This is a genomic window from Rhodanobacter panaciterrae (genome assembly GCF_014651895.1).
GTDB classification, from domain to species: Bacteria; Pseudomonadota; Gammaproteobacteria; order Xanthomonadales; family Rhodanobacteraceae; genus Rhodanobacter; species Rhodanobacter panaciterrae.
In genome coordinates this window covers 1,759,201-1,782,496 of sequence record NZ_BMXT01000001.1, presented here as the reverse complement: position 1 = coordinate 1,782,496, position 23,296 = coordinate 1,759,201, and the positions used below count along the sequence as shown (strand labels likewise).

The 23,296-nt window shown below is 65.2% G+C and carries 24 protein-coding genes; 9 read left to right on the top strand and 15 right to left on the bottom strand.

The annotated features are described in order from the left end of the window. Window positions 1–3 precede the first annotated feature (3 nt). The 3 genes from proB (at window position 4) to IE071_RS08245 (ending at window position 2,764) form a co-directional block, all read left to right on the top strand. Window positions 4–1,158: a glutamate 5-kinase gene (proB, locus tag IE071_RS08255; RefSeq protein WP_189440609.1), complete on the top strand. Its 1,155-nt coding sequence runs from the start codon at window positions 4–6 to the stop codon at window positions 1,156–1,158. Then, window positions 1,155–2,417, top strand: a complete 1,263-nt coding sequence (locus IE071_RS08250; RefSeq protein WP_189440608.1) for a glutamate-5-semialdehyde dehydrogenase — start codon at window positions 1,155–1,157, stop codon at window positions 2,415–2,417. Before proB ends, IE071_RS08250 begins: the two co-directional genes overlap by 4 nt. A 137-nt stretch (window positions 2,418–2,554) precedes the next feature. After that, entirely contained in the window at window positions 2,555–2,764 is a 210-nt protein-coding gene (locus tag IE071_RS08245; protein WP_189440607.1) for a hypothetical protein, read from the top strand. 57 nt (window positions 2,765–2,821) lie between these two features. Here IE071_RS08245 and kynU read toward each other — a convergent pair whose 3' ends face one another. The 6 genes from kynU to IE071_RS08215 all read right to left on the bottom strand — a co-directional run bounded on the left by kynU (window position 2,822) and on the right by IE071_RS08215 (window position 9,538). Beyond that, window positions 2,822–4,117, bottom strand: a complete 1,296-nt coding sequence (gene kynU / locus IE071_RS08240) for a kynureninase (protein ID WP_189440606.1) — start codon at window positions 4,115–4,117, stop codon at window positions 2,822–2,824. A gap of 145 nt (window positions 4,118–4,262) precedes the next feature. Further along, the gene (locus tag IE071_RS08235; protein ID WP_189440605.1) at window positions 4,263–4,787 is read right to left on the bottom strand and encodes a hypothetical protein; all 525 of its coding nucleotides are present in this window, start codon (window positions 4,785–4,787) and stop codon (window positions 4,263–4,265) included. Next, window positions 4,784–5,818 (bottom strand): amidohydrolase family protein, encoded by a 1,035-nt coding sequence (locus IE071_RS08230; RefSeq protein WP_189440604.1) that lies wholly within the window; start codon window positions 5,816–5,818, stop codon window positions 4,784–4,786. The genes IE071_RS08235 and IE071_RS08230 overlap by 4 nt, the downstream gene beginning before the upstream one ends. Before the next feature lie 63 nt (window positions 5,819–5,881). Further along, window positions 5,882–7,981 carry an FUSC family protein gene (locus IE071_RS08225; RefSeq protein WP_189440603.1) on the bottom strand — a complete coding sequence of 700 codons (2,100 nt, stop codon included), beginning with the start codon at window positions 7,979–7,981 and terminating at the stop codon, window positions 5,882–5,884. Window positions 7,982–8,167: 186 nt separating this feature from the next. Beyond that, window positions 8,168–8,731, bottom strand: a complete 564-nt coding sequence (efpL, locus tag IE071_RS08220) for an elongation factor P-like protein EfpL (RefSeq protein ID WP_189440602.1) — start codon at window positions 8,729–8,731, stop codon at window positions 8,168–8,170. Window positions 8,732–8,770: 39 nt separating this feature from the next. Further along, window positions 8,771–9,538: an SDR family NAD(P)-dependent oxidoreductase gene (locus IE071_RS08215; RefSeq protein ID WP_189440601.1), complete on the bottom strand. Its 768-nt coding sequence runs from the start codon at window positions 9,536–9,538 to the stop codon at window positions 8,771–8,773. Window positions 9,539–9,758: 220 nt separating this feature from the next. Between IE071_RS08215 and IE071_RS08210 the strand changes: the two genes are divergently transcribed. Together IE071_RS08210 and IE071_RS08205 are read left to right on the top strand one after the other, a co-directional pair. Continuing rightward, entirely contained in the window at window positions 9,759–10,250 is a 492-nt protein-coding gene (locus tag IE071_RS08210) for an RcnB family protein (protein ID WP_189440600.1), read from the top strand. A gap of 177 nt (window positions 10,251–10,427) precedes the next feature. Then, window positions 10,428–10,874, top strand: coding sequence for an RcnB family protein (locus IE071_RS08205; protein ID WP_189440599.1), 447 nt, complete (start codon window positions 10,428–10,430; stop codon window positions 10,872–10,874). A 78-nt stretch (window positions 10,875–10,952) separates the two neighbouring features. Here the strand turns inward: IE071_RS08205 and IE071_RS08200 are convergent, their stop codons facing one another. From IE071_RS08200 to IE071_RS08165, 8 genes are all read right to left on the bottom strand, one after another. Beyond that, window positions 10,953–11,528, bottom strand: coding sequence for a GNAT family N-acetyltransferase (locus IE071_RS08200; protein WP_189440598.1), 576 nt, complete (start codon window positions 11,526–11,528; stop codon window positions 10,953–10,955). A gap of 5 nt (window positions 11,529–11,533) precedes the next feature. Further along, window positions 11,534–12,136 (bottom strand): YdeI/OmpD-associated family protein, encoded by a 603-nt coding sequence (locus tag IE071_RS08195; RefSeq protein ID WP_189440597.1) that lies wholly within the window; start codon window positions 12,134–12,136, stop codon window positions 11,534–11,536. 7 nt (window positions 12,137–12,143) lie between these two features. Beyond that, a complete protein-coding gene (locus tag IE071_RS08190; RefSeq protein WP_189440596.1) occupies window positions 12,144–12,632 on the bottom strand; it encodes a GNAT family N-acetyltransferase in 489 nt (162 codons plus the stop codon). Continuing rightward, entirely contained in the window at window positions 12,629–13,948 is a 1,320-nt protein-coding gene (locus IE071_RS08185; protein ID WP_189440595.1) for a metal-dependent hydrolase family protein, read from the bottom strand. Before IE071_RS08185 ends, IE071_RS08190 begins: the two co-directional genes overlap by 4 nt. A gap of 61 nt (window positions 13,949–14,009) precedes the next feature. After that, window positions 14,010–14,912 (bottom strand): hydroxymethylglutaryl-CoA lyase, encoded by a 903-nt coding sequence (locus tag IE071_RS08180; protein ID WP_189440594.1) that lies wholly within the window; start codon window positions 14,910–14,912, stop codon window positions 14,010–14,012. Window positions 14,913–15,049: 137 nt separating this feature from the next. Beyond that, window positions 15,050–17,041, bottom strand: a complete 1,992-nt coding sequence (locus IE071_RS08175; protein WP_189440593.1) for an acetyl/propionyl/methylcrotonyl-CoA carboxylase subunit alpha — start codon at window positions 17,039–17,041, stop codon at window positions 15,050–15,052. Between the two features lie 101 nt (window positions 17,042–17,142). Next, a complete protein-coding gene (locus tag IE071_RS08170) occupies window positions 17,143–17,661 on the bottom strand; it encodes a cupin domain-containing protein (protein WP_189440592.1) in 519 nt (172 codons plus the stop codon). Continuing rightward, entirely contained in the window at window positions 17,658–18,458 is an 801-nt protein-coding gene (locus IE071_RS08165; protein ID WP_189440591.1) for an enoyl-CoA hydratase/isomerase family protein, read from the bottom strand. The genes IE071_RS08170 and IE071_RS08165 overlap by 4 nt, the downstream gene beginning before the upstream one ends. A gap of 116 nt (window positions 18,459–18,574) precedes the next feature. Here IE071_RS08165 and IE071_RS08160 point away from each other — a divergent pair, with 116 nt between their 5' ends. From IE071_RS08160 to IE071_RS08150, 3 genes are read left to right on the top strand one after another with little or no spacing between them, the layout of a single operon-like run. Then, the gene (locus IE071_RS08160; protein WP_077517665.1) at window positions 18,575–18,820 is read left to right on the top strand and encodes a FeoA family protein; all 246 of its coding nucleotides are present in this window, start codon (window positions 18,575–18,577) and stop codon (window positions 18,818–18,820) included. Then, a complete protein-coding gene (feoB, locus tag IE071_RS08155; protein WP_189440590.1) occupies window positions 18,817–20,655 on the top strand; it encodes a ferrous iron transporter B in 1,839 nt (612 codons plus the stop codon). Before IE071_RS08160 ends, feoB begins: the two co-directional genes overlap by 4 nt. Then, window positions 20,652–20,951: a DUF6587 family protein gene (locus IE071_RS08150; RefSeq protein WP_189440589.1), complete on the top strand. Its 300-nt coding sequence runs from the start codon at window positions 20,652–20,654 to the stop codon at window positions 20,949–20,951. The genes feoB and IE071_RS08150 overlap by 4 nt, the downstream gene beginning before the upstream one ends. A 182-nt stretch (window positions 20,952–21,133) precedes the next feature. Here IE071_RS08150 and rpsT read toward each other — a convergent pair whose 3' ends face one another. Then, window positions 21,134–21,397, bottom strand: a complete 264-nt coding sequence (gene rpsT, locus IE071_RS08145) for a 30S ribosomal protein S20 (protein ID WP_140650179.1) — start codon at window positions 21,395–21,397, stop codon at window positions 21,134–21,136. 251 nt (window positions 21,398–21,648) lie between these two features. Here rpsT and murJ point away from each other — a divergent pair, with 251 nt between their 5' ends. Beyond that, window positions 21,649–23,256 carry a murein biosynthesis integral membrane protein MurJ gene (gene murJ / locus IE071_RS08140; RefSeq protein ID WP_189440588.1) on the top strand — a complete coding sequence of 536 codons (1,608 nt, stop codon included), beginning with the start codon at window positions 21,649–21,651 and terminating at the stop codon, window positions 23,254–23,256. The last annotated feature ends 40 nt before the right edge of the window (window positions 23,257–23,296 follow it).

Genomic DNA, 23,296 nt, shown 5'->3' with positions numbered 1-23,296 from the left:
GGCATGAGCGTGCGCGTGGAATTGCCCGAACAGGTGTTGCCACGCTGGCGTCGTGCCGTGCTGAAAGTGGGCAGCAACCTGCTCGCCGCCGATGGTGGCGGTCTCACGCCACGTTATGCCGAAGCGCTGGCCGCGTTCATCACCGCCAGTCATGCCGATGGCCGTCAGGTCGTTTTGGTGTCCTCCGGCGCGGTAGCCGCGGGTCGTGCGCTGCTGCGCCAGCATGCGGTGGATGGCGGCGGTCTTGCCGCGCGTCAGGCGCTGGCGGCCTTGGGCCAGGCTCCGATGATTGCGTTGTGGCAGTCGCTGTCCGCGCGTCCGGTGGCCCAAGTGCTGCTGACTCATGACGACTTGCGCAATCGTCGGCGCTACCTCAACGCGCGCGCCACACTGCGCGAACTGCTGGCGCTGAACGTGCTGCCGGTGGTGAACGAGAACGATACCGTGGCGGTGGACGAGCTGAAACTCGGCGACAACGACAATCTCGCCGCGATCGTCGCCGCACTGGTCGATGCCGACCTGTTGCTGATCGCCTCGGATGTCGATGCGTTGTACAGCGCTGATCCGCGTCACGATCCGGCGGCGACGCCGATCAGTCATGTGCCTGTGTTAACGCCATCGATCCTGGCGATGGCCGGTGGCAGTGGCAGCGTGGCAGGCACGGGCGGCATGCGCACCAAGCTGGAGGCGGCGGCGAAGGCCGCTGCCGCGGGCATTCCCACGGCGCTGTTCGATGGTCGCGACGCGGCGACTGTCCAAGGGCTTCAACATGATCGCCTGTACGGCACGCTATTCGCCGCCGCATCCAGCCGCATGCAGGCGCGCAAGTATTGGTTGCGGCATGCACCGGCCGCAGCGGGGCGTATCCGTATCGACGCCGGCGCGACGCTGGCGCTGGCCAGCGGTCGTGTCTCGCTGCTGCCGGGCGGCGTGCTGGGTGCCGAGGGCGAGTTCCATCGCGGCGATCTGGTGGAGATCGTCGATGCGACCGGGCGACCGGTCGGCCGCGGCCTGTGCCAGTACGGTGCGGCCGAGGTGCGCCGACTGGCAGGACGGCACAGCCGCGAGATCGAGAGCGTACTCGGCTACAGCTATGGCGCCGAAGTGGTGCATCGCGACGACCTTGCTACCGTGAGCGAGATGGAGGCAACGACATGAGCGAGATCCGTCAGCAGGCGCTGGCCTGCCGCGATGCTGCACAGTTCGTCGCCGCGCTCGGCAGCGAAACCAAGCGTGCGCTGCTGCGTGACATGGCCGTCGCACTGGAAGCGCAGTGCGACGCGGTACTGGCTGCGAATGCGCGCGACATGCAGCAGGCTGCGGCGAAAGGCGTGCAGGGTGCGATGCTCGATCGCCTGCGGCTCGACGAGGTGCGCGTGAGCGGCATCGCCAATGCGTTGCGCGAAGTGGCTGGACTGCCCGATCCGGTTGGCGTGGTGACGCGCCGCGAGACACGGCCGAACGGCTTGTCGGTCGAGCGCGTGCGCATCCCGCTCGGTGTCATCGCGATGATCTACGAGGCGCGCCCCAACGTCACAGCGGATGCCGCGGCGTTGTGCCTCATGGCCGGCAACGGTGTGATCCTGCGCGGTGGCTCCGAGGCGATCCACTCCAACATGGCGATTGCCGCGGCGCTGAAGTCGGCACTGGAAGTGCACGGTGTGCCGGCCGCCGCGTTGACCCTGGTCGAGGATCTGCGCCGCGAGACGATGGTCGAGCTGCTGCAGCTGAGCGACATCGTCGATCTCGCCATTCCGCGTGGTGGCGAAGGTCTGATCCGCTTCGTTGCCGAACACGCGCGCGTGCCGGTGATCAAGCACTACAAAGGCGTCTGCCACCTCTATGTGGATCGCGCCGCCGACCCCGCGCTCGCCCTGAATTTGTTGATCGACGGCAAGACCTCGCGCCCCGGTGTGTGCAATGCACTGGAAACACTGCTGGTGCATCGGGATATCACCGACGCATTCCTGCCGCAGGCGGCGCAGGCCTTGCGCGAGCGCGGTGTCGAGCTGCGCGGCGACGAGCGCAGCCGTGCTCTGGTACCCGATATGCACGCCGCCACTGACGACGACTACGCCGCCGAATTCCTGGACCTGATCCTCGCCGTGCGCGTAGTCGACGATCTCGACGAGGCCATCGCGCACATCCGCCGCTACGGTTCCGACCACACCGAAGTCATCGCCACCGCTGACGAAGCTGCCGCGCAACGCTTCGTGCAGGCGATTCGTTCGGCTGTAGTGATGGTCAACGCCTCCTCACGCTTCAGTGATGGTGGTGAGCTGGGTCTAGGCGCCGAGATCGGTATCTCGACCACGCGCTTGCATGCCTACGGCCCGATGGGCGCCGAAGCGCTGACGGTGGAGCGATTCGTAGTGCGCGGGGAAGGACAGGTGCGGCATCCGCAGAACCCGCGATAAGGCTTGCGGATAGCAAGGTCCTCACGTTGTCGTTTCATGCCGAGCCGGTGCGTTCGGGTGCTCTGGCGCGTTGAACCACCCGGCAGTCGATCACGAGCTGCCGCGGCCAGCCTTCAGGGTGGTGTGCATCCGATCCGTTGATCGAACGGATCGGCAAGCAGTTCCAGAACGAAATGGGTGGCCTGGCGGCGACCTATGCCGCGTTTGCCACGCGATGGAATCTCTCGGCGAAGATTGCGGCTGATCCGCAGGGCTTCAGGGACGACGCCAACGCGATCTTCAAGGCGCTGCACCAGCGGATACAGCGTGAAAATCGGGAGCTCTACCCGCTCGCCGAGCAGATATGAGTCAGGCTGCAGGGCCGTGCGGCCCGAATGCGCTTCGAAGGTTCTTTGGATAGGCTTTTATCGGCCATCATGCCAATGGCGTGCTACCTCGGCAAACGCCAGGCAATCCGCAAAGCGGTTGTATAGCGGCACGGGCGAGATGCGGATCACGTCGGGTTCGCGCCAGTCGCCGATGATGCCGTGTTCCATCAAATACTCGAACAGCGCGCGGCCGCGCGCGCGGCCGCCGATCACGCGGATCGACAGCTGGGCGCCGCGCCGCTCCGGTTCGGCCGGCGTCACCACCTGCAGCACATCGGCTAGCTGGGTTTGCACCAGCCATTCCAGATAGCCGGTGAGCTTGAGCGACTTTTCGCGCAGCGCCGGCATGCCGGCACGTTGGAAGATCTGCAGCGATACGCGCAGCGGCGCCAGCGCCAGGATCGGCGGGTTGGACAGCTGCCAGCCATCCGCACCGGCAGTTGGCACGAACTCGGGCCCCATCTGGAAGCGGGTGCTCTTGTCGTGGCCCCACCAACCAGCGAAGCGCGGCAAATGGGCACGCGCGTGACGTTCGTGCACGAAGGCGCCGCCGACTGCTCCGGGGCCGCTGTTGAGGTATTTGTAGCTGCACCAGATCGCGAAATCCGTGCCGCTGTCGTGCAGTTGCAGCGGCAGGTTGCCGACGGCGTGGGCGAGGTCGAAGCCCACCGTGCAGCCATGTTTATGCGCGAGTTCGGTGATCGCCTTGAGATCGAGTGCCTGGCCGGTGCGGTACTGCACGCCGGGCAGTATCACCAGCGCGATGCGCGAACCGTGTTCGGCCAGTGCGCGTTCGACCGCCGCCATCGAAATCGTGCCGTTGGGCTCGTCGCTCTGCAGTTCGATCAGCGAAAGTGTGGGGCTGAAACCGTGGAAGCGGATCTGCGATTCGACCGCGTAACGGTCGGTGGGGAACGCGCCGGCCTCGATCAGGATCGCGTGGCGATCGGGCGTGGGGCAGTAGAAGCTCACCATCATAAGGTGCAGGTTCACGCCCAGCGTATTCATCGTCACCACTTCGCTGGGCAGCGCGCCGACCACGGCGGCGAGGTCGTCGCGCACGAATTCGTGGTAGTCCATCCACGGGAGGCGGCCCTTGAAATGGCCTTCCACGCCAAGCTCGCCCCAATAGTCGAGTTCCGCGTTGACTGCCTCGCGCACGGCGCGCGGCTGCAGGCCCAGCGAGTTGCCGCAGAAGTACACACTGTCTGACGGCTGGCTGTCGTGACCTTCGTGCGGCGGGATCAGGAACTCGTCGCGGAACGCGCGCAGCGGATCGGCAGCGTCCTGGGCATGAGCCCAGTCGAGGTTGGCTTCAAAGCGTGGGGACATCGGCGATCTCTTTGAGATGTTGACTCCTCCCCCTGCTTGCAGGGGGAGGTTGGGAGAGGGTAAAGCTCTTGATCTGAAACTCCTAGACGCAAGAGCAACCCCTCCCCAGCCCTCCCCTGCGAGCAGGGGAGGGAGCAATGACGGTCTACTTCAGCTGCGCCGCGATCGCCTCGCAACCCTTGTCGAATTCGGCCTTCCACGCGGCGCCGGCCTGGCTCTGGCTGGGGCGCACGCAGCGCAGCTGGATCGCATGGCCGTTCTTGAACCAGTAGTGTTCGATGTAACTGAACTCGGTGGCGTTTTCCTGCGCGGTATAGACGTTGCTGTTCGGCGCCGGCGGCACGGCGCCCGCCTTGTAACCGGGCAGCGCCATCGCCTTCGCGGTGGCCTCGCTCCGGTATTGATTGAAGCTGTTGACGTCGTCTGCGAGTTTCACCGTCACGGTGACGCGGGCGAGACTGTTTTTGCCGGTGGGTGAGGGGTCAGGCACCTGGAATACTTTCGCTTCGGGGTCGCCCTGGGTTTCCATGATGCCGAGCCAGTTGTCCGGTGCGTTGAAGTGGACGCTGCCGTCGGCCATGGTGACCTCGGTGGCCTGGACGTGGCTGGCCAGCAGCAGGGTGGCGGTAAGGGTGATCGCGATCGTTGCGGTGCTGCGCAGAAAACTCATGCTGACTCCTTGGAGATGACGTCGGGGGCGAAGCGGTGACGGGGCAGGCCCAGCCATTCCAGCGCGGTGCCGTGGAACAGCCGGGCACGCTCGATGTCGTTCAGGCCCAGTGCCTCGATGCCGCTGCCGGGTTCCTGTTCGCCCAGCGGGAAAGGATAGTCGGTGCCAAGCATCACCTGCTCGACGCCCGTCACATCCAGCAGATAGCGCAACGCCAGATCGTCGTGCACGCAGGAGTCGAAATAGAAGCGCTTGAGGTACTCGCGCGGGTTGCGCGGGTTGTCGGTGGCGACCAGGTCGGGGCGCATCTTGAAGCCGTGCTCGATGCGACCGATTGTCGATGGGAAGCTGCCGCCGCCATGCGCCAGCATCACGCGCAGTTTCGGCAGCCGCTCCAGCACGCCGCCAAAGGCGAGGCAGCACGCGGCGCGGGTCTGCTCGGCCGGCATGCCGACCAGCCACGGCATCCAGTACTTCGGCATGCTGTCCGTGCCCATCATGTCCCACGGATGCACCAGCACCGCTGCGCCGAGATCGGCGGCCGCCTCGAAGAACGGGAACAGTTCCGGCGCATCCAGGTTCCACTCGCCGCAATGCGAGCCGATCTGCACGCCCTGCAGGCCGAGCTCGTCGATGCAGCGTTCCAGTTCGCGGATCGCCAGCTTCGGTGCCTGCAGCGGCACGGTGCCGATGCCGGCGTAGTGACGCGGATAGTCACGGCACATGCCGGCCATGTGATCGTTCAAGTGGCGATGCAGCTCGAGTGCCTGATGGCCGGGCGCCCAGTACGAGAACAGCACCGGCACGGTGGAAATCACCTGCACGTCGACGCCGAAGCGGGCGTAGTCGTCGATGCGCGTCTGCGGATCGAACGCCGAGTCCCACACTTCGCGGAAGAACTTGCTGTCCTTGTAGATTCGATGACGCCCGTCGGTATGCGTCATCACTGGAAAGCGGTCGTCGCCGTACTTGGCTGCCAGATTCGGCCAGTCACGGGGCAGGATGTGCGCGTGGGTATCGATCTTGAGCATCCACGCAGTGTAAAACCTCTGTGCAGTGACGTCGCGTTGCGCTTGCACATGGCCCGGGTCGAGTTACCCCGCGGGCTGATCCATGGCACCCACAAGCTCCTGTCGACTGCGGTTCGTCACGTGGGCCAACGTGTTGATGTTGTCGACCAGCCGATCGCTGATCCGCGTCAGCAGCTCGGCGGTGGCATGGTCTTCGGCACTCTGCGTCATGCCGACCAGGGTGCGCTGCATGTTGCGCAGGTCGGGCAGTGGGCCGATGGCGCACTGTTCGCGCAGGGCTGTGGCGATGGTCCGCAGGGCTTCCGCGGTGTACTCGATGAATCGGTTGATCTCGGCCTGCGCTGGTAGCGTGGCGAGGTCGTCGAGCAAGGCCTCCAGTGTCATCGCGGTGCGCGCCAGCCGGTTGCCGTTGGCGAACAGGGCACGGGCGAGCGTCAACAACTCGGTGGGAGTGGCCGGTTCGGTGCGCATCCGATCGATCGAGGCCTGCGCGTTGGTGCGCGCGGTGCGGGCTGCAGTGCGGGTGTCGCGCTGGGCGCCGGCTTGCCCGGGTTGCGCCATGGCGTGCAGATAGCTGGCATAGGCATCGAGCATCACCGCCAGCGCCGCGCGCGCGCGGCCGCGTTCCCAGGTCGGCCATGCCACGTAGGCGAGCAGGGCCATGCCACAGCCGAGTGCCGTGTTGATCACCCGATCCGACACCGCTGCGCCGGAATTGACGCCCTCGAACGAAAGCAGGATCACCACGGTGCCGGTCAGCGCCGCTACCGCGATGCCATAGTGCGCGGTGGCCAGGTAGCGGAACGCCATGCAAAGCAGCGCCATCAGCGCCAGATGCGCCCACGGCTCGTTCGGCGTGATGTGCAGCAGCACGGTGGTGAGTACCAGTCCGAGCACGGTGCCGAGCACGCGCAGCAGGCCGAAATTGAAAGTGGCGGCGAAGTCCGGCCGCAGCACGATCGCCGCCGTCATCGGCAGCCAGTAGCCATGCGGCAGCTGCAGCAGACGCGAGATCCACAAGGCGGCACTGAGGCAGACCGCCATGCGCACGGCGTGGCGGAAGGCCACCGAGCGTGGCGTGAGGTTGGCGCGCAAGGTGGCCCAAGTGGAAGCGCTGCGCAGCGCTTTGGGCAGACGGGTTTCCGCCGCGCTGGCGCGCAGTTCGCCGCGGCTGCCAGCCCAGTCGGCGTTGCGCACCGCCGCGGCCAACTGGCCGGCGAGGGCATGGATGTGCGCGGCCAGGCCGCCGGCTGGGCTGTTGCTGTCGAACAGCGCCTGTTCGCTGGCGCGCAGGGTCTGCAGCGCGCGGTTGGCCTGTTCCGGCGACTCGCCTTGCTCCAGCGCATGGGCAATCGCCGCCAGCACGCGCGCGGCGTCGTCGCGGAACATCGCATGGGTGGTCGGATCGGCGTGCAGCTCGGACATCGCGGTGAGCTCCAGCCGGATCCGTTCGGCCAGCTCCAGCAGCACGCCGAACGCTTCCATCGCGCGACCGTGGGCGCGGTGACGACCCAGCAGGGTCTGCTGCAACGTGGTCATCGCCTCGGTCAGCGCCGGCACATCGGTGTCGTCATGCGCCTGTTGTCTGGCCAGCGCGGCGAGGCCGGTGTACACGTTCGCCAGCGCCTGTCGTTCGGGCCAGTAGCGTTGCAGTGGCCATGCGGCCAGCGAGAACACGGTGAGCAGCAGGCCGCCGCTGAAGATCAGCGCGGCGCCGCCGAGGGCCCCGTGCAACGAAGTCGGCGTCGACGCGGTGATCACCAGCAGGATCATGCTGGTCATGCCGACCCGTGCGGTATCGACGCCGAACACCACCAGCAGGCCGCCGAAGAAACCGCAGGCGGCAGTGGCGATCAGGATCGGCAGCAAGTGGCCGCCGATCAGGAAGCCCACCAGCGCGGCGAGGCCGGCAGCCAACGATGCCAGCAGCAGTTGGCGCAGGCGCTGCCGATACGGGCCGGGTTGATCGGAGAACATCGTGTCCAGCGCGCCAGCCGCCACGCCCAGTCCGATCTGCGGATAGCCCATGGCCAGACCGATGCCGAGCGGGAGTATCACCGCTGCGGTATTGCGCAGCACCACCCGCAACGGCACGTCCGGCCGCTTGATCGCGGTCAGGCTTTCGATCGCATGGGCACGTAGCGAATAGTCGCTGGATGGCATAGGCGAGACGTGGATCGAGGGGAGTGAGAGTCGAGTATGACAAAACCACTCGTTTCTCATCTCACTCCTCTCCACTCGTCCATGGAGCGGGACTGAGTTCAGAGGAGTGAGAAGTGAGAGAGAAGCGGCGGTGGAATGCGGCAAGCCTTTACCCGTTTCTCACTTCTCTCCACTTAATGCCTGCCCTCAGGCTCTGCCGGCAAACTCGCCAGTGAGCGTGTTAACCCACACCTTCTCGTCGTTGCTGATGTACTCGGGCACCTGCACTTCGATGCCGGTGTTGAGCTTGGCCGGCTTGTTGCGCTTGGTGGCGCTGGAGCCTTTCATTTCCGGCGCGGTGTCGACCACGGTCAGGATCACGCTGCTCGGCACCTGCAGGCCGACCGGCGCCTCGTCGATCACCTGCACGTAGTAACCCTCGATGCCTTCGACGATATAGCCAGCGTTGTCGCCGACCAGCTCGGGCGAGAGCAGGTACTGGGTGTAATCCTCGGCATCCATGAACACGAAGGCGCCGTCGTCCATGTACGAGAAGTTCGCCGCGCGGCGCACCAGGTCCATCTCGCGCAACTCATCGTCGGCGCGCAGGCTGAGGTCGAACTTGCGTCCGCCCGGGATCGAATACAGGGTGAAGCGGAAGGTGACGTTGCCGCCACGCGCGCTCGGCGAGCTGCGTTCGATGTCGCGCACCTGATACACGGTGCCGTCGTGTTCGACCACGTTGCCTTTCTTGACGTCGGAAGCTTTCATGCGATGGATTCGTATGGAGTGGAATGGGAGGCGGGAGGATTACTTCGGCTGCAGCCGTACCGCGCCATCGAGGCGGATCGTCTCGCCGTTGATGTAGCGATTGCCGAGGATGAAGGCAACGGTCGAAGCGAATTCGTCCGGCTTGCCCAGACGTGCCGGGAACGGAATCGAGGCGGACAGCGACTGCTGCACGGCTTCCGACATGCCGTCGACCATCGGAGTCCAGAAGATGCCCGGCGCGATCGTCGCCACACGGATGCCGAAGCGCGAAAGCTCGCGCGCCATCGGCAGGGTCATGCCAACCACGCCGCCTTTGGATGCGGAATAGGCGGCCTGGCCGATCTGACCTTCGTAGGCAGCGACGCTGGCGGTGTTGATGATCACGCCGCGCTCGCCGTCCTCTCCGGCCTCGTTGCCCTGCATCAGCGCGGCACCGGCCTTGGCCACGTTGAAGCTGCCGACCAGGTTCACCATCACGGTGGTGGCGAAAGTGTTCAACGGCATCGCGCCGTCCTTGCCCAGCACGCGACCGGCGCCGAGGATGCCGGCGCAATTCATCACCACGTTGAGGCCACCCATCGCCGCGTGTGCGGCGGCCACATTCGCGACCACGCCGTCCTCGGAGGTGACGTCGGTGCGGAAGAAGCGTGCGGCATCGCCCAGTTCCTTCGCGGCGGCCTGACCCTTCTCCTCGTTGACGTCGAACAGCGCGACCTTGCCGCCGTTCGCGACGAGGTGCTGCGCCACCGCGTGGCCGAGACCGGAGGCGCCGCCGGTGATGATCGCCTTGACCTGATTGAGCTGCATGGAAGTATCCGGATGCCGAAAAACGCACATAGTAGCGGAGCCGCCTATCCACTGTGATCCGGGTCGCCGATCCGCAAGGGCTAGGGTGGCGTTCAGCCTGGCGGATCGTTTGACCGGCGCCGTTCAGGAAGTCTTGCTAGGCTTTAGCTACGGAGCCGTGCTGATGGGCAGCTCGGCCCGGGTTCCTCCACTTGTGCCACAAGTTCCAAGGAGACACGTCATGAAAAGGTACCTGATTCTGCTTGCTGGCGGCCTGCTGTGTGCTGCGACCGCGGCGGCGGCCAGCCCGGCGCCGCAGCATGACGATCGCGGCCAGCAGGATGACCAGAGCTGGCATGGTGATCACGACAACGGCAACCATGGCAAGCACGACGACAGGGATAAACATGATCACGGCGACCGTGGGCATGACCGCGAGTGGAACGATCACGGCGACCGTGGCCATGATCGGGATCGCCAGGTTCGCTACGACCGTGACGATCGCCGCGGCTATTACGTGAGTCACGACCGCGGCCGGCACGAGGGCTGGTACAAGCGTGGCGGGTACGTTCCGGTCGAATACCGTGACCGTCGCTACGTGGTCGATGACTGGCAGACCTATCACCTGCGCCAGCCGCCGTATGGCTATCGCTATGTGCGTGGTGACGACGGCCAGTTCCTGCTGGTGGCAATCGCCAGCGGCGTCATCGCCGACATCCTGCTTTCGCACTGATACCGAAACCCGGATGTGAAATCACTTCACGGAAACATTCACGCGGGCAGGGGTTCTCAGCGCTGATAGTGCTGGCAGGGTTGGCGATCCTTCGGGATCGCCAACCCTCGGAATTCTCCGAACGCGTCGCGGCAAGAACCGCTCTCCGGTTCTCGTCATTCCAAGAGGTGAAGAGTCATGAGCAAGCAGCGGAATATGTGGGTGGTCTGTGGCGCATTGTTGATGTTTTCCGCGGCCGCGGTGGCGCAACCGTTGGATCAGGACTATCGCGATCAGCAGCGTCAGGATCAGGGGCAGGATCGGGGTAATCACGACCAGCATCAGGACCAGGGCAATCACGGCCAGTACCAGGATCAGCGTAATCACGGCCGAAATCGGGGTAATCACGGCCATGGTGGGAACTATAGCGGCATGTACGACCGCGGTCGTCACGAAGGCTGGTACAGGCGGGGCGGCTATGTGCCAACCGAGTACCGTGGCGGTTCCTATGTGGTGACCGACTGGCGCGGCCAGAACTTGCGCCAGCCGCCGCGCGGCTATCGTTATGTGCGCAGCGACAACGGCGACTTCCTGCTGGTCGCCATCACCACCGGCATCATCGCGAGCATCCTTGCGAATCATTGATGCGTGAACGTGCGATCTCGCCCGTACGGTGAGTGTTGACGACAGGCCCGCCAACGGCGGGCCTGTCCTTTTCAGGGATCAACCCGGCGGAGCGGCCAGCAAGCGCTGCAGATCAGTTGACTCGACCATTGCCGGGAAAGGTATTACCGGTTGCGGCGGAGATGCTGCAGGTTGCAGTTCCTTCTGCCATACGCCGACGTCCCACCATTGCCCGAGTTTGTAGCCGCATTGGCGCCACACGCCCGCGGCGCTGAACCCCATCGCTTCGTGCATCGCCACGCTGACCGTACCGGGAAGAGTGATCACACCGACGGCCTGGTTGATGCCCTGCAATCGCATCGTGTCCAGTAGTACACCGTAGAGCCGGCGCGCGATGCCACGACGGTGAGCATCGGCACGTACGTAGATCGAGGTTTCGGCAATCCAGTCGTAGGCGGCGCGTTCGCGGAAGCGGCCGGCATAGGCATAGGCCAGCACGGCACCATCTTCTTCCCATACCAGCCACGGGTAATACTGCAGCCGGGCATGGATGCGCTCGCGCATCGCTGCCACGCCGGGCAGTTCCGTTTCGAAGGTGGCCACGCCGTCGGTGATCGAGGGTGCGTAGATCGCGTGAATGGCAGCAGCGTCTTCGTTGTGGGCGATACGGATCATGGGTTTCAGCACGCCAGATATTTCCAGTTGCGTGGCTTGCCTTCGGCCAGCCATTCCAGTGTGGTGGCGATGCGCTTCTGGCGGGTGGCGTCGGTCTTCGCCTCGCCGATCCAGTCGACGTATTCGCGCTGCGCACTGGGGCTGAAGCCTGCATAGGTCTTGCGCGCGGCTGCATGTTTCTTCTGTGCGAGTAGGGCGGCGAGATCGTCCGGCAAGGTCGGCATGGGCTTCGCGGCGGCTTTCTGGCGTGCCAGTTTCACGCCGGCTTCGTTCAATGCCATCGCTTTCTTGATATGGGCGGTAAGTTCCTTTTTGGACGGCAGATCCTTCAGCGTAGCGAGCTTGCCGAACTGGCCCATGCCGTCTTCGGCCGCGTCGCCCACGACTTGCCTGGACAGCCAGAAGCCAAAGCCGCAGTGCTGCTTGAACGCCGCCATCATGCACATCGGCGCGCCGTTGTAGCTGAAGAACGGCATGCTCCATTTCTGGCTTTCCTCGACCTTGGGGCAGGCGGCATGCACCACCGCGCGGAGGTGTTCGAGGATCGGCTTGGCGAACTCGGCCGATTTGGCGATATAGGCGTCGATGCGCGGGTCGTGATTGCTCATGGCGTACTCACAGATCGCGGATGAAGAAACGGTCGCAGCTGAAATGGCCGGTGCCACCCATCGGCGCACACAACGGAGTGAAGCCGCTGCGTGCGTACAACGCCTGCGCCGCGTCCATGCCGGTCAGCGTTTCCAGATAGCAGCGACGAAAACCGTGCGTGCGCGCCGCGTCGAGGCAGCGCTGCATCATCGCGCTGCCGGCACCGATGCCGCGTGCCTGCGGCAGGAAGTACATCTTGCGCAGTTCGCATACGTCGGGCTCGGCGTTCTCCAGCGGCGCGATACCGCCGCCACCAATCACCACGCCCTCGCGCTCGACCACGAAGTAGCTGGATCGTGGCTGCGCGTAGGCCTCGTACATGGTGTCCACCTCGGCATCGTGGATCGCGAAGCCGGGACCGTCGGCGCCGAATTCGGGCATCACGCTGCGGATGATCGCGGCCATCGCCGTGTTGTCGCGCGGCTCGATCGGGCGGATATGAAACGTCTCGTTCATGGGGTGGCTGCGGGGCTGCGGTAAGAGATGCCGTTCTTCATCACGAAGACCGGATGGGCGAGGTCGTCGATCTGCGTGCTGGGGTCGCCGCTGAACGCCGCGAGGTCGGCAGCCAGGCCCGGTGCGATGCGGCCGAAATGCTCCGACTGGCGCAGGATCTTCGCCGCCACGTCGGTGGCTGCATGGAGTGCCTGCGCCGGCGTCATGCCATCGGCGACCATCGCGGCGGATTCGCGCCAGTTCTCGCCATGCGCGAACACGCCGACGTCGCTGCCATTGCCGATCGTCACGCCCAGTTTCAACGCGGTGCGGAACGCGCGTTCAGCCTCGCGCATGCGTGCCGTCGGCTCACTCTTGCCCGGTACGTAATGCTCGAAATATTCGGCGGTGGACTCGACCGCGGTAAGCGTCGGCTCGTAGGCGGTGCCGTGTTGCTTGAGCAGCTTGAAGGTGGCCTCGCTGGCGCCGTAACCGTGCTCCACACTGTCCACACCAGCTTCGACCGCCATACGTACACCGGCGTCGCTGGCCGCATGCACGGCGACCGGACGACCGATCTGGTGCGCGGTGTCGACCAGCGCCTTCAGCTCCGCCGGCGTGAAGGTGGGTGCGGTGCTGCCGTCGGGCCCGACGCGATAGTCGCCATAGATCTTGATCCAGTCGGCACCGCGAGCAGCCTGCTCGCGCACGGCCGCCATCGCGGCATCGACGCCGCTGACTTCCTGTGCGCCACCGGGCAGGTCGAGATCCGGGCGGAAGCCGCGCGGGCCGGGACCATAACTGGCGGTGGCGACGATCGCACGGGTCGCCACGAACAGGCGCGGGCCGGGAATCAGTCCTTCCGCGATCGCGCGCTTCACCGATACGTCGGCGTAGCCGGCGCCTTCGGTGCCCAAGTCGCGCAAGGTGGTGAAGCCGGCCAGCAGGGTGGACTTCGCGTGCGCGGCGGCTTCCAGCGTGCGGTAGTCCTGCGGCTCGGTCAGCACCTGGTCGTTCCACAACGTCTCGTTGTATGGATGCAGGAACAGGTGCGAGTGCAGGTCGATCAGGCCTGGCGTGAGCGTGGCACCGGGCAGTTCGACGCGCTGCGTGCCGGCCGGTGCATGCACCGAGGCGACGGGGCCTGCGGCGGCGATCACGCCGTCGTGCACCAATACCGCCCAGCCACGATGTGCGGCATCGCCATCGCCGGTCCACACGCGTTCGGGCAGCAGCAGCCAGTCGCCTTTCGGCGTGGCGGCCAGCGTAGGCAGCGCGCACAACAAGAGGAGTAGTGCCGCCGCATGTCGCCACCACGTCGTCAGGTTTGCACGCATCGCTTCACCCCGTCAGTCGAAACCCGATGATAGCGATCGCGTGCGGGTTTCGGCGAGATGCTCAGGCCGCTGCGGTGCGTGCGCGGGTGACCCGGCTGGCGGTGTCCTTGTGCAGCTGTCCGGCGAGCCACGCACCGGTGGCGACCAGCAGGTCGAGGTCGATGCCGGTGTTCATGCCCATGCCGTGCAGCATGTAGACCACGTCCTCGCTGGCGACGTTGCCGGTGGCACCTTTCGCGTACGGGCAGCCGCCGGTGCCGGAGACCGAGCTGTCGACCACGCGCGCGCCTTCTTCCAGGCAGGCGAGGATGTTCGCCAGCGCCTGGCCGTAGGTGTCGTGGAAATGCACCGCCAGCGCGCCGATCGGCACTTCCTGCGCGACCGCATGCAGCATCGCGCGCGCCTTCGCCGGCGTGCCGACGCCGATGGTGTCGCCCAGCGAAATTTCGTAGCAGCCCAGTTCGTACAGGCGCTTGGCGACGTGCACCACGTCGCTGACCGGCACCTCGCCCTGATACGGGCACCCGAGCACGGTGGAGACATAGCCGCGCACCTTGACCTCGTCGGCCTGCGCCTGTTCGATCACAGGGATGAAGCGCTCGATCGATTCGTCGATCGAGGCATTCGTGTTCTTGCGGCTGAAGGCCTCCGAGGCAGCGGTGAACACCGCGATCTCGGTGGCGCCGACTTCGCGTGCTCGCTGATAGCCCTGCAGGTTCGGCACCAGCACCGGGTAACTCACGCCGGGCACCTTGCGGATGCCCGCGAAGACTTCGGCGGCATCGGCCAGTTGCGGCACCCACTTCGGGCTGACGAAGCTGGTCGCCTCGATCGTCTTGAGTCCCGTCGAAGACAACCGATCGATCAGCGCGATCTTCACATCAGCCGGCAGCAGCGTCTTCTCGTTCTGCAGGCCGTCGCGGGCGCCGACTTCGACGATGCGGACGTGATTAGAAGCGTTCATGCATGACTCCGGGAGAAGTGTCGTCATCCCGGCGAAAGCCGGAAGCGTTTTACAACAGCGAAGCTGGTCATCCAGCGCCTGTGTGGCCTTGCGGAGTCACTGGATTCAGGCTTTCGCCGGAATGACGGCGGTTAAAATCAAGCGTCGGCGAAACGCACCAGCACGGCGTCGGCCTCGACGAATTCGCCCTGCGTGGCGTTGATGCTTTCGATGGTGCCGGCACGAGGTGCCTTCAAGGCCAGCTCCATCTTCATCGCTTCCATCACCAGCAGTTCCTGGCCTTGCTCCACGACGTCGCCCGCCTTGGTCTTGACCAGCACGATGCGGCCGGGCATCGGCGCGATGATCTGGTTGCCGCCGGCGGCATCCTTCGATTCCCAGGCGAACGCGGCGGCGCGGGCGAAACTGTAGCGCTGGCCATGAGCGTCGTGCAGCAGCACGTGAGCTGCATCGGTGCGCAGCGGTACGCGCAGCGATTCACTGTCGAAGCGTGCGCTCAGGTTGTCGTCGAGCAGGCGTGCGCCGCGTACCTCGCAAACCGCCTCGCCGTGACGCAACTGATAGCTGCCGTCATGGCCGTGTGCCTCGATGTCGTAACGCTGTTCGCGCAAGGTCAGCGCAATGATGCGCTTACCAGCATGGCCGATGCGCCAGGCGTCGGCTCGCGCCCACGGCGAATGCGGGTCGGCCGCGCTGGTGTTGATGCTCAGCTCGTCATGGAGCAGGGCAGCGGTGGCTGCGGCGAACAGGGCTTGATCCGTCGGTACCACCTCGCCGACCAGGAATTCTTCCAGGTGGCGATCCAGATAGCCGGTGTCGATGCGGCCTTCGACCACGGCCGGATGACGGGTGAGTCGTTCGAGAAAACCGATATTCGATTTCGGCCCGATAATTTCGCATGCCGCCAACGCCTCACGCAGCCGCTGCAAGGCCTGCTCGCGGGTGGCATCGAACACGATCAGCTTGGCGATCATCGGGTCGTAGAAAATCGTCACCGTGTCGCCTTCGATCACGCCGCCGTCGAGGCGCACGTGCGGCGACGGCGCAGGCAGGCGCAACGTGAGCAGCTTGCCGGAACCGGGCAGGAAGTTCTGGTCCGGGTCTTCCGCATACAGGCGCACCTCGATCGCGTGGCCATGCGCGTGGACCTGATCCTGGCGCAACGGCAGCGGCTGGCCGGCGGCAACACGCAGCTGCCATTCGACCAGATCGAGTCCCAGCGTCAGCTCGGTCACTGGATGCTCGACCTGCAGGCGCGTGTTCATCTCCATGAAGAAGAACTCGCCACTCTGCGCGACGATGAATTCCACCGTGCCGGCGCCGACGTAGTCGACCGCTTTCGCCGCGGCGACGGCCGCTTCGCCCATCGCCTTGCGGCGCGACTCATCGAGGAACGGTGAGGGCGTTTCCTCCAGCACCTTCTGGTAGCGGCGCTGCGCCGAGCATTCGCGCTCGTTGAGATGGATCACGTTGCCGTGGGTATCGCCGAACACCTGGAATTCGATATGCCGTGGATGCTCGACGTAGCGTTCGAGAATTACCCGGGCATCGCCGAAGGAACTGGTGGCTTCGCGTTGTGCCGAAGCGAGCGCGTCGGCGAACTCGCCAGCGTTGCGCACGATGCGCATGCCCTTGCCGCCACCACCGGAGGCGGCCTTGATCATCAGCGGGAAGCCGGTCTTCGCTGCCTGTTCGGCAAGGAAGGCGGCATCCTGGTTCTCGCCGTGATAGCCCGGCACCAGCGGCACGGTGTGCTGTTCCATCAACGCCTTGGCGGCGGCCTTGGAACCCATCGCGTCGATGCTCTCCGGCTTCGGACCGATGAACGCGATGCCGGCCTGCCTGCAGGCGCGTGCAAAGCCGGTGTTTTCCGACAGGAAGCCGTAGCCCGGGTGAATCGCCTGTGCGCCGGCTTTCTTCGCCACCTCGAGAATGACATCGCCACGCAGGTATGAATCGGCCGGGCGCGGACCACCGATCGGCCACGCTTCATCAGCCAGTCGCACGTGCTGCGCATCGCGATCGGCTTCGGAGTACACCGCGATAGTGTGGATGCCGAGTCGACGGCAGGTGCGGATCACACGGCAGGCGATCTCGCCGCGGTTGGCTATCAGTACGCGTTCGAACATGCAGATTCCTGGAACCGTTCGTGTCGATGCAAAGCCAGTAAAACTAACAGATTGCGGTGTTTCCGCCGATGCGCGGCGCAGCATGGCAACGCGCGTCGGGGCTATTCGCCGTCCCAGTAATCGAGCGATTCGGCCTGCCGCCCCAGTACCCGGAATCTCCGTGGCTTGCCATCGGCATCACGCAGGTTGTCGTCGAAAACGAGGTACTTGCCGGAGTCCGGGTATTCGCAGATGTCAGGGGCTTCGTTGGTGCCGACGGCGAGATAGCGCAGTTCGACGCTGCCGGTGTTGATGATCTGGTGCGCGGTTTCCGGGCCGCCGGGCGGGCAGGCGATGATGTCGCCGGCGCGCAGTGGATGACGCTTATCGCCGTAGCGCAATTCGCCGCTGCCTTCGAGGATGAAGAACATCTCTTCTTCCACGCGATGGTTGTGGAACGGGCAGTTGCGCTTGCCCGGCGCCACCACGGTGAGGTTGTAGCCGAGCTTGCGGGCGCCGATCCGACTGGCGATCTCGTACCAACGGATGTCGTAGTCCGCGGCGTTCTTGCCGGTGGGCGTCATGGCGGGTTCGACCGACTGCAGTTCGAGCTGGTCGAGATTGATGATGTGTTCGTTCATGCGGCGCTCCCGCCGACCCACGCCGGTGCGCGCTTGTCGAGAAATGCACCGAGGCCATGCTGGCCTTCTTCGGAAACGCGCAACCGGGCGATCAGTTCGGCATTGGCCGTGTCGATACGCTCAGCCTGCGCCAGATCGGCGCCGCCGATGCGCAAGGCCAGCTGTTTCGCCTCGCGCTGCGCCAGCGGGCCGGCCTTGGCCAACAGGTACAACTGGCGTTCGATCGCTTCGTCCAGTTCGGTGCCCGACACCACAGCGTGCAGCAGGCCGATGCGTGCGGCGACGGCGGCGTCGAACACCTCGCCGGTGAGGAACAGCCGGCGCGCTTCGCGCAGCCCGATCGCGGCAATCACGTACGGCGAGATCACCGCCGGCACCAGCCCCAGCTTCACTTCCGACAGCGCGAACTTGGCGCTGTCGACGCCGATCGCGATATCGCAGCAGGCGACCAAGCCCACGCCGCCGCCGTAGGCGGCGCCGTTGACCCGCGCGATGGTGGGCTTGGACAGGAACTGCAGATTACGCATCAGCCGCGCCAGGCGCAGTGAATCCTTGCGGTTTTCCTGCTCGGTGGCGGCGGCCATGCCGCGCATCCAGTTGAGGTCGGCGCCGGCGGAGAAACAGCTGCCGTTGCCGCTCAGCACTACCGCGCGCACGACGGGGTCGGCATCGACTGTGGCCAGCGCATCGGTGAGCTCGGCGATCAGAGTGTCGTCGAACGCGTTGTGGATCTGCGGGCGGTTCAGGGTGAGCCAGGCCACCGCGCCGCGGCGTTCGCTCAGGATGAAATCGGTCATCGGTCGTCCCCGCAAATAGCGCCATGATAAACGCTGCCCATCGTCGGCACTTGGCCTGATGCAGCGGAGCGGGCAAAGGGCTACAATGCGAACAATTCTTATTTGAGAAACCGGCCGTGCGTCTGTCCGAATTGCCCAAAGGTGCTCCCGCCGTGGTCGACCGCGTGCACGATGCGCATGCGGCGGATCCGATTGCGCAGCGCTTACGTGACCTGGGTTTCGTCGATGGCGAACCGGTGCGGGTGGTGGCGATCGGGCCGATGGGCGGCGACCCGGTGCTGATCCAGATCGGCTACACCCGTTTTGCCCTGCGCCGCGCCGAGGCGGCCCGGGTCAGCGTGCGCAGCGAGGTGGCGGCATGAGCGCCTCGACCCTGCGGATCGCGCTGGTCGGCAACCCGAACTGCGGCAAGACCGCGCTGTTCAACCTGCTCACCGGCGGTCGGCAGAAGGTGGCGAACTACGCCGGCGTCACCGTCGAGCGCAAGGAAGGGCGTTTCACTGCACCCTCCGGTCGCGTGCTGCAGATTCTCGATCTGCCGGGCACCTACAGCTTCGAGGCGAACAGCCCGGATGAACAGATCACCCGCGACGTCTGCGCCGGCAACTACCCGGGCGAGGCGGCGCCGGACCTGATCATCTGCGTGGCCGACGCCACCAACCTGCGCCTGCACCTGCGCTTCGTGCTGGAGGTGAAGCGCCTCGGCCGGCCGGTGGTGCTGGCATTGAACATGATGGACACGGCGCGCCAGCGCGGCATTGTCATCGACGTGGCGGAGCTGCAGCGCCGCCTTGGTCTGCCGGTGGTGGAAACCATCGCGGTAAGGCGTGGTGGCGCGAAGGCGCTGATCGAACGGGTTGACGGTGAAGTGCCGACCGCCGCGCCGGCGCAGCCGGACGATGCAGCCAGCCGTGCCGGCTTGCATGCGCAAGTGCGTGAAATCCTGACTGCGACGGTGACGATGCCGCGCGCCACGGCGGCGCTCGACGACGCACTCGATCGCTGGGCGCTGCATCCGGTGTTCGGGCTGTTGATTCTCGCCGTGGTGATGTTCCTGGTGTTCCAGGCGGTGTATGCCGCAGGCAAGCCGATGAGCGACCTGATCGGCGGCGGCTTCGGCTGGCTGGGCGAACACGTCGCCGCGCTGATGCCGGCCGGCCCGCTGCAGAGCCTGGTCACCAACGGCCTGTTCGGCGGTATTGGTACCGTGCTCGGCTTTCTGCCGGTCATCCTGGTGCTGTTCCTGTTCATCCTCACGCTGGAGGAGTCCGGCTACCTGCCGCGCGCGGCGTTCCTGCTCGATCGGCTGATGCTGTCCGTAGGGCTGACCGGGCGCTCGTTCATCCCGTTGCTGTCGAGTTTCGCCTGCGCGATCCCCGGCATCATGGGTACACGCAGCATCCAGGATCCGCGCGACCGTCTGGCGACGATCTTGATCGCCCCACTGATGACCTGCTCGGCGCGCCTGCCGGTGTATGCGCTGCTGATTGGTGCCTTCATTCCGATCCGTTACGTGTTTGGCGTGTTCAACCTGCAGGGCATCGTGCTGTTTTCGCTGTACCTGGTGGGCATTCTCGGCGCGATGGCGGTCGGCTGGGTGATGAAGCGCATCCGTCGGGACAAGAGCGAACATGCCTTGCTGATGGAGCTGCCGTCGTACCGGATGCCGAAGCTGCGCGACGTGGCGATCGGCCTGTACGAGCGCGGCGCGATCTTCCTGAAGCGCCTGACCGGCGTGATCCTGGGGCTGACTGTGCTGATGTGGTTCATCTCCACCTTCCCGTCGCCACCTGCGGGTGCGACCGGGCCGGCGATCAACTACAGCTTCGCGGGCTATATCGGGCGCGGCCTGCAATACATTTTTGCGCCGATCGGCTTCAACTGGCAGATCAGCCTGGCGCTGATCCCGGCATTTGCTGCGCGCGAGACTGCGGTGGCCGCGCTGGCGACCGTCTATCTGGTCGGTGGTGAGGCGAGCGGTGGCTTGGGTCATGCGTTGGCCGGCCAGATCTCGCTGGCCAGCGCGCTGTCGCTGCTGGTGTGGTTCGCGTATGCACCGCAGTGCATGTCCACGCTGGCAGTGATCCGTCGCGAGACCAACTCCTGGCGTAATGTGGCGATCTCGTTCGGTTACATGTTCGGCATGGCTTACGCCGCGTCGTTCATCGTCTACCAGATCGCGAGGATGCTGACATGAGCACGAGTCTGCTGGTGCAGTACGCGGTGATCGGCCTGGTCGTGCTGGCCAGTGCGCTGATCGTGTTCCGCAAGCTGGCGCCCACGCTTACGAACCGCTGGCTGGCGGCGGCGTCGATCCATTTCAGCCGTTCCGGCCATGCCGCATGGGTGCGTGCTTTCGGACAACGCCTGCAGCCAAAGCAGGCGACCGGCAATTGCAGCGATGGTTGCAGTACCTGCGGTGCCTGCGGACCGAAGCCGCCAGCGGCAGCGCGGACGGATGCCGTGCCGCTGGAGTTTCGTCCGAGGCAGTGACGGTGCCGCGATCTGGACTCCTCCTCCTGCTTGCAGGGGGGGCTGGGGAGGGGATGCTTTTGGCCTGCGGTGAAGAGCGACCCCACCCCAGCCCTCCCCTGCAAGCAGGGGAGGGAGCAAAACACAGGCATAAAAAAGCCGGCTTGCGCCGGCTTTTTCTTTCAACTCGAATCGCGCTCGGCTTACGCCAGTTCGCGGATCTTCGCGTTGAGGCGGCTCTTGTGACGGGCAGCCTTGTTCTTGTGGATCAGGCCACGGGCAGCGTAACGATCCATCACCGGCTGGGCGATGGTGAACGCGGCGATGGCGCCGGCCTTGTCCTTGGCCTCGATGGCCTTGACGACCTTCTTCAGGGCGGTACGGACCATGGAACGTGCGCTGATGTTGCGCAGGCGGCGCTGTTCGGACTGGCGCGCGCGCTTCTTCGCGGACTTGATGTTGGCCAAGGTAGAACTCCGGAATGCAGGGTTGAGGTTGGAAAAAGACGCCAATTATGCGGTCGATTTGCCGTTGCGTCAATCATTTAGCGAGGCCGATAATGATTCGGCGGCTTCGTTGCCATGGCGGCGCCGGCTGTGGCGCCTGCATTTTGCCACATATGGGCTGTCATCTTGTCTGTGGCGGCTGTCAGACTATGCGCTTGCATCCGCTTTATGCGGAGTGTGACGCCCTCCCATATCCAAGGTTTCGCAGACGCATGAAGTCCCCCAGCATGTTCCGTGGGCTGCTCTCGTTCAGCAGCATGACGATGGTTTCGCGCGTACTCGGGCTGTTGCGGGATATATCGATGAGCCACGTGTTCGGGGCCAATGCCGCCACCGACGCGTTTGTCATCGCGTTCCGCATTCCCAATTTCATGCGCCGGCTGTTCGCCGAAGGTTCGTTTTCGACTGCGTTCGTGCCGGTGTTCACCGAAGTGAAGCAAACCGGCACGCACGAGGATCTGAAGCAATTGCTGGCGCGCGTCTCCGGCACGCTAGGTGGCGTGCTGCTGGTGGTTACCGCGCTGGGCCTGATCTTTGCGCCGCAGGTGGCCGGGACGTTTGCGCCGGGTGCGCTGGATCAGCCGCACAAGTTCGACCTCACTACCGACCTGGTGCGGCTGACTTTCCCGTTCATCCTGTTTGTCTCGCTGACCGCGCTGGCCGGTGGTGCGTTGAACAGTTTCCACCGTTTCGCACTGCCGGCGCTGGCGCCGGTGATCCTCAATATATGCATGGTGATCGGGGCGTTGTGGCTGGCACCGCGGCTGCATACGCCGATCATGGCGATGGGTTGGGCGGTATTGGTGGCCGGCGTACTGCAGCTGCTGTTCCTGCTGCCGGCGCTGCGCAAACTGAATCTGCTCGACATGCCGCGCTGGGGCTGGAGCCATCCGCAGGTGCGCAAGATCATGCGGCTGATGGTGCCGACCCTGTTTGGCTCCTCGGTGGCGCAGCTCAATCTGCTGCTGGACACGGTGGTGATCTCGCTGCTGGTGACCGGCTCGCAGACCTGGTTGTGGCAGTCGACCCGCTTTCTCGAACTCCCACTGGGTGTGTTCGGGGTGGCGCTGGGCACGGTGATCCTGCCGGCACTGTCGCGGCACCATGTCGGAACGGATCGGGCCGGATTCTCCAAGGCACTGGACTGGGGCTTGCGCCTGACCCTGCTGATTGCGGCGCCGGCGATGTTTGCGCTGCTGCTGCTGGCCGGCCCGCTGGTGGATACCTTGTTCCAGAACGGGCACTACACGGCGTTCGACGCGCACATGTCGACGTTGTCGATCATCGCGCTCAGCTGTGGGTTGCCGGCATTTGCGCTGGTCAAGGTAGTGCTGCCGGCGTTCTATTCACGCCAGGACACCCGCACGCCGGTGCGGGCGGGTGTGGCGGCGCTGGTGGCCAACATGGTGTTCAACGGCATCTTTATCGTGCTGCTGTTCGAACTGTGGGCGTCGCCGGCATTGAAACAGGGCAGCCTGCTTGACGGCATTGCTCAAGTACCGGGCCTGCATGTGGGACTGGCGATCGCCAGCACGTTGTCGAGTTATCTCAATTTCGTGCTGCTCTGGCGCTGGTTGAAGCGCGCCGGGGTGTACCAGCGCGAACCAGGCTGGACCAGGCATTGGTTGCGGCTGGCGCTGGCTTGCGCGGTGATGGTGGCGGTGCTGTTGTTCGGCCGTTGGCTGTGGCCGGACTGGGTCGGAGTGTCGGTGTTCACCCGGGTCTGGCACTTGTCGGCGCTGGTGGCCGCTGGCGCGCTGGCCTACGTGGGCGCGTTGTATGCCGGTGGGTTTCGCCTGCGCGATCTGCGGGCAGGCTGATGCTGTCGATGTGTCGCCCGTACGCGCTTGGTGCCGCAGC

What these genes read in the sequence shown, in the direction of transcription:
- proB (WP_189440609.1), top strand. Translation starts at nt 4, where the DNA reads ATGAGCGTGCGCGTGGAATTGCCCGAACAGGTGTTGCCACGCTGGCGT.
- IE071_RS08250 (WP_189440608.1), top strand. Translation starts at nt 1,155, where the DNA reads ATGAGCGAGATCCGTCAGCAGGCGCTGGCCTGCCGCGATGCTGCACAG.
- kynU (WP_189440606.1), bottom strand. Translation starts at nt 4,117, where the DNA reads ATGTCCCCACGCTTTGAAGCCAACCTCGACTGGGCTCATGCCCAGGAC.
- IE071_RS08235 (WP_189440605.1), bottom strand. Translation starts at nt 4,787, where the DNA reads ATGAGTTTTCTGCGCAGCACCGCAACGATCGCGATCACCCTTACCGCC.
- IE071_RS08230 (WP_189440604.1), bottom strand. Translation starts at nt 5,818, where the DNA reads ATGCTCAAGATCGATACCCACGCGCACATCCTGCCCCGTGACTGGCCG.
- IE071_RS08225 (WP_189440603.1), bottom strand. Translation starts at nt 7,981, where the DNA reads ATGCCATCCAGCGACTATTCGCTACGTGCCCATGCGATCGAAAGCCTG.
- efpL (WP_189440602.1), bottom strand. Translation starts at nt 8,731, where the DNA reads ATGAAAGCTTCCGACGTCAAGAAAGGCAACGTGGTCGAACACGACGGC.
- IE071_RS08215 (WP_189440601.1), bottom strand. Translation starts at nt 9,538, where the DNA reads ATGCAGCTCAATCAGGTCAAGGCGATCATCACCGGCGGCGCCTCCGGT.
- IE071_RS08210 (WP_189440600.1), top strand. Translation starts at nt 9,759, where the DNA reads ATGAAAAGGTACCTGATTCTGCTTGCTGGCGGCCTGCTGTGTGCTGCG.
- IE071_RS08205 (WP_189440599.1), top strand. Translation starts at nt 10,428, where the DNA reads ATGAGCAAGCAGCGGAATATGTGGGTGGTCTGTGGCGCATTGTTGATG.
- IE071_RS08200 (WP_189440598.1), bottom strand. Translation starts at nt 11,528, where the DNA reads ATGATCCGTATCGCCCACAACGAAGACGCTGCTGCCATTCACGCGATC.
- IE071_RS08195 (WP_189440597.1), bottom strand. Translation starts at nt 12,136, where the DNA reads ATGAGCAATCACGACCCGCGCATCGACGCCTATATCGCCAAATCGGCC.
- IE071_RS08190 (WP_189440596.1), bottom strand. Translation starts at nt 12,632, where the DNA reads ATGAACGAGACGTTTCATATCCGCCCGATCGAGCCGCGCGACAACACG.
- IE071_RS08185 (WP_189440595.1), bottom strand. Translation starts at nt 13,948, where the DNA reads ATGCGTGCAAACCTGACGACGTGGTGGCGACATGCGGCGGCACTACTC.
- IE071_RS08180 (WP_189440594.1), bottom strand. Translation starts at nt 14,912, where the DNA reads ATGAACGCTTCTAATCACGTCCGCATCGTCGAAGTCGGCGCCCGCGAC.
- IE071_RS08175 (WP_189440593.1), bottom strand. Translation starts at nt 17,041, where the DNA reads ATGTTCGAACGCGTACTGATAGCCAACCGCGGCGAGATCGCCTGCCGT.
- IE071_RS08170 (WP_189440592.1), bottom strand. Translation starts at nt 17,661, where the DNA reads ATGAACGAACACATCATCAATCTCGACCAGCTCGAACTGCAGTCGGTC.
- IE071_RS08165 (WP_189440591.1), bottom strand. Translation starts at nt 18,458, where the DNA reads ATGACCGATTTCATCCTGAGCGAACGCCGCGGCGCGGTGGCCTGGCTC.
- feoB (WP_189440590.1), top strand. Translation starts at nt 18,817, where the DNA reads ATGAGCGCCTCGACCCTGCGGATCGCGCTGGTCGGCAACCCGAACTGC.
- IE071_RS08150 (WP_189440589.1), top strand. Translation starts at nt 20,652, where the DNA reads ATGAGCACGAGTCTGCTGGTGCAGTACGCGGTGATCGGCCTGGTCGTG.
- murJ (WP_189440588.1), top strand. Translation starts at nt 21,649, where the DNA reads ATGAAGTCCCCCAGCATGTTCCGTGGGCTGCTCTCGTTCAGCAGCATG.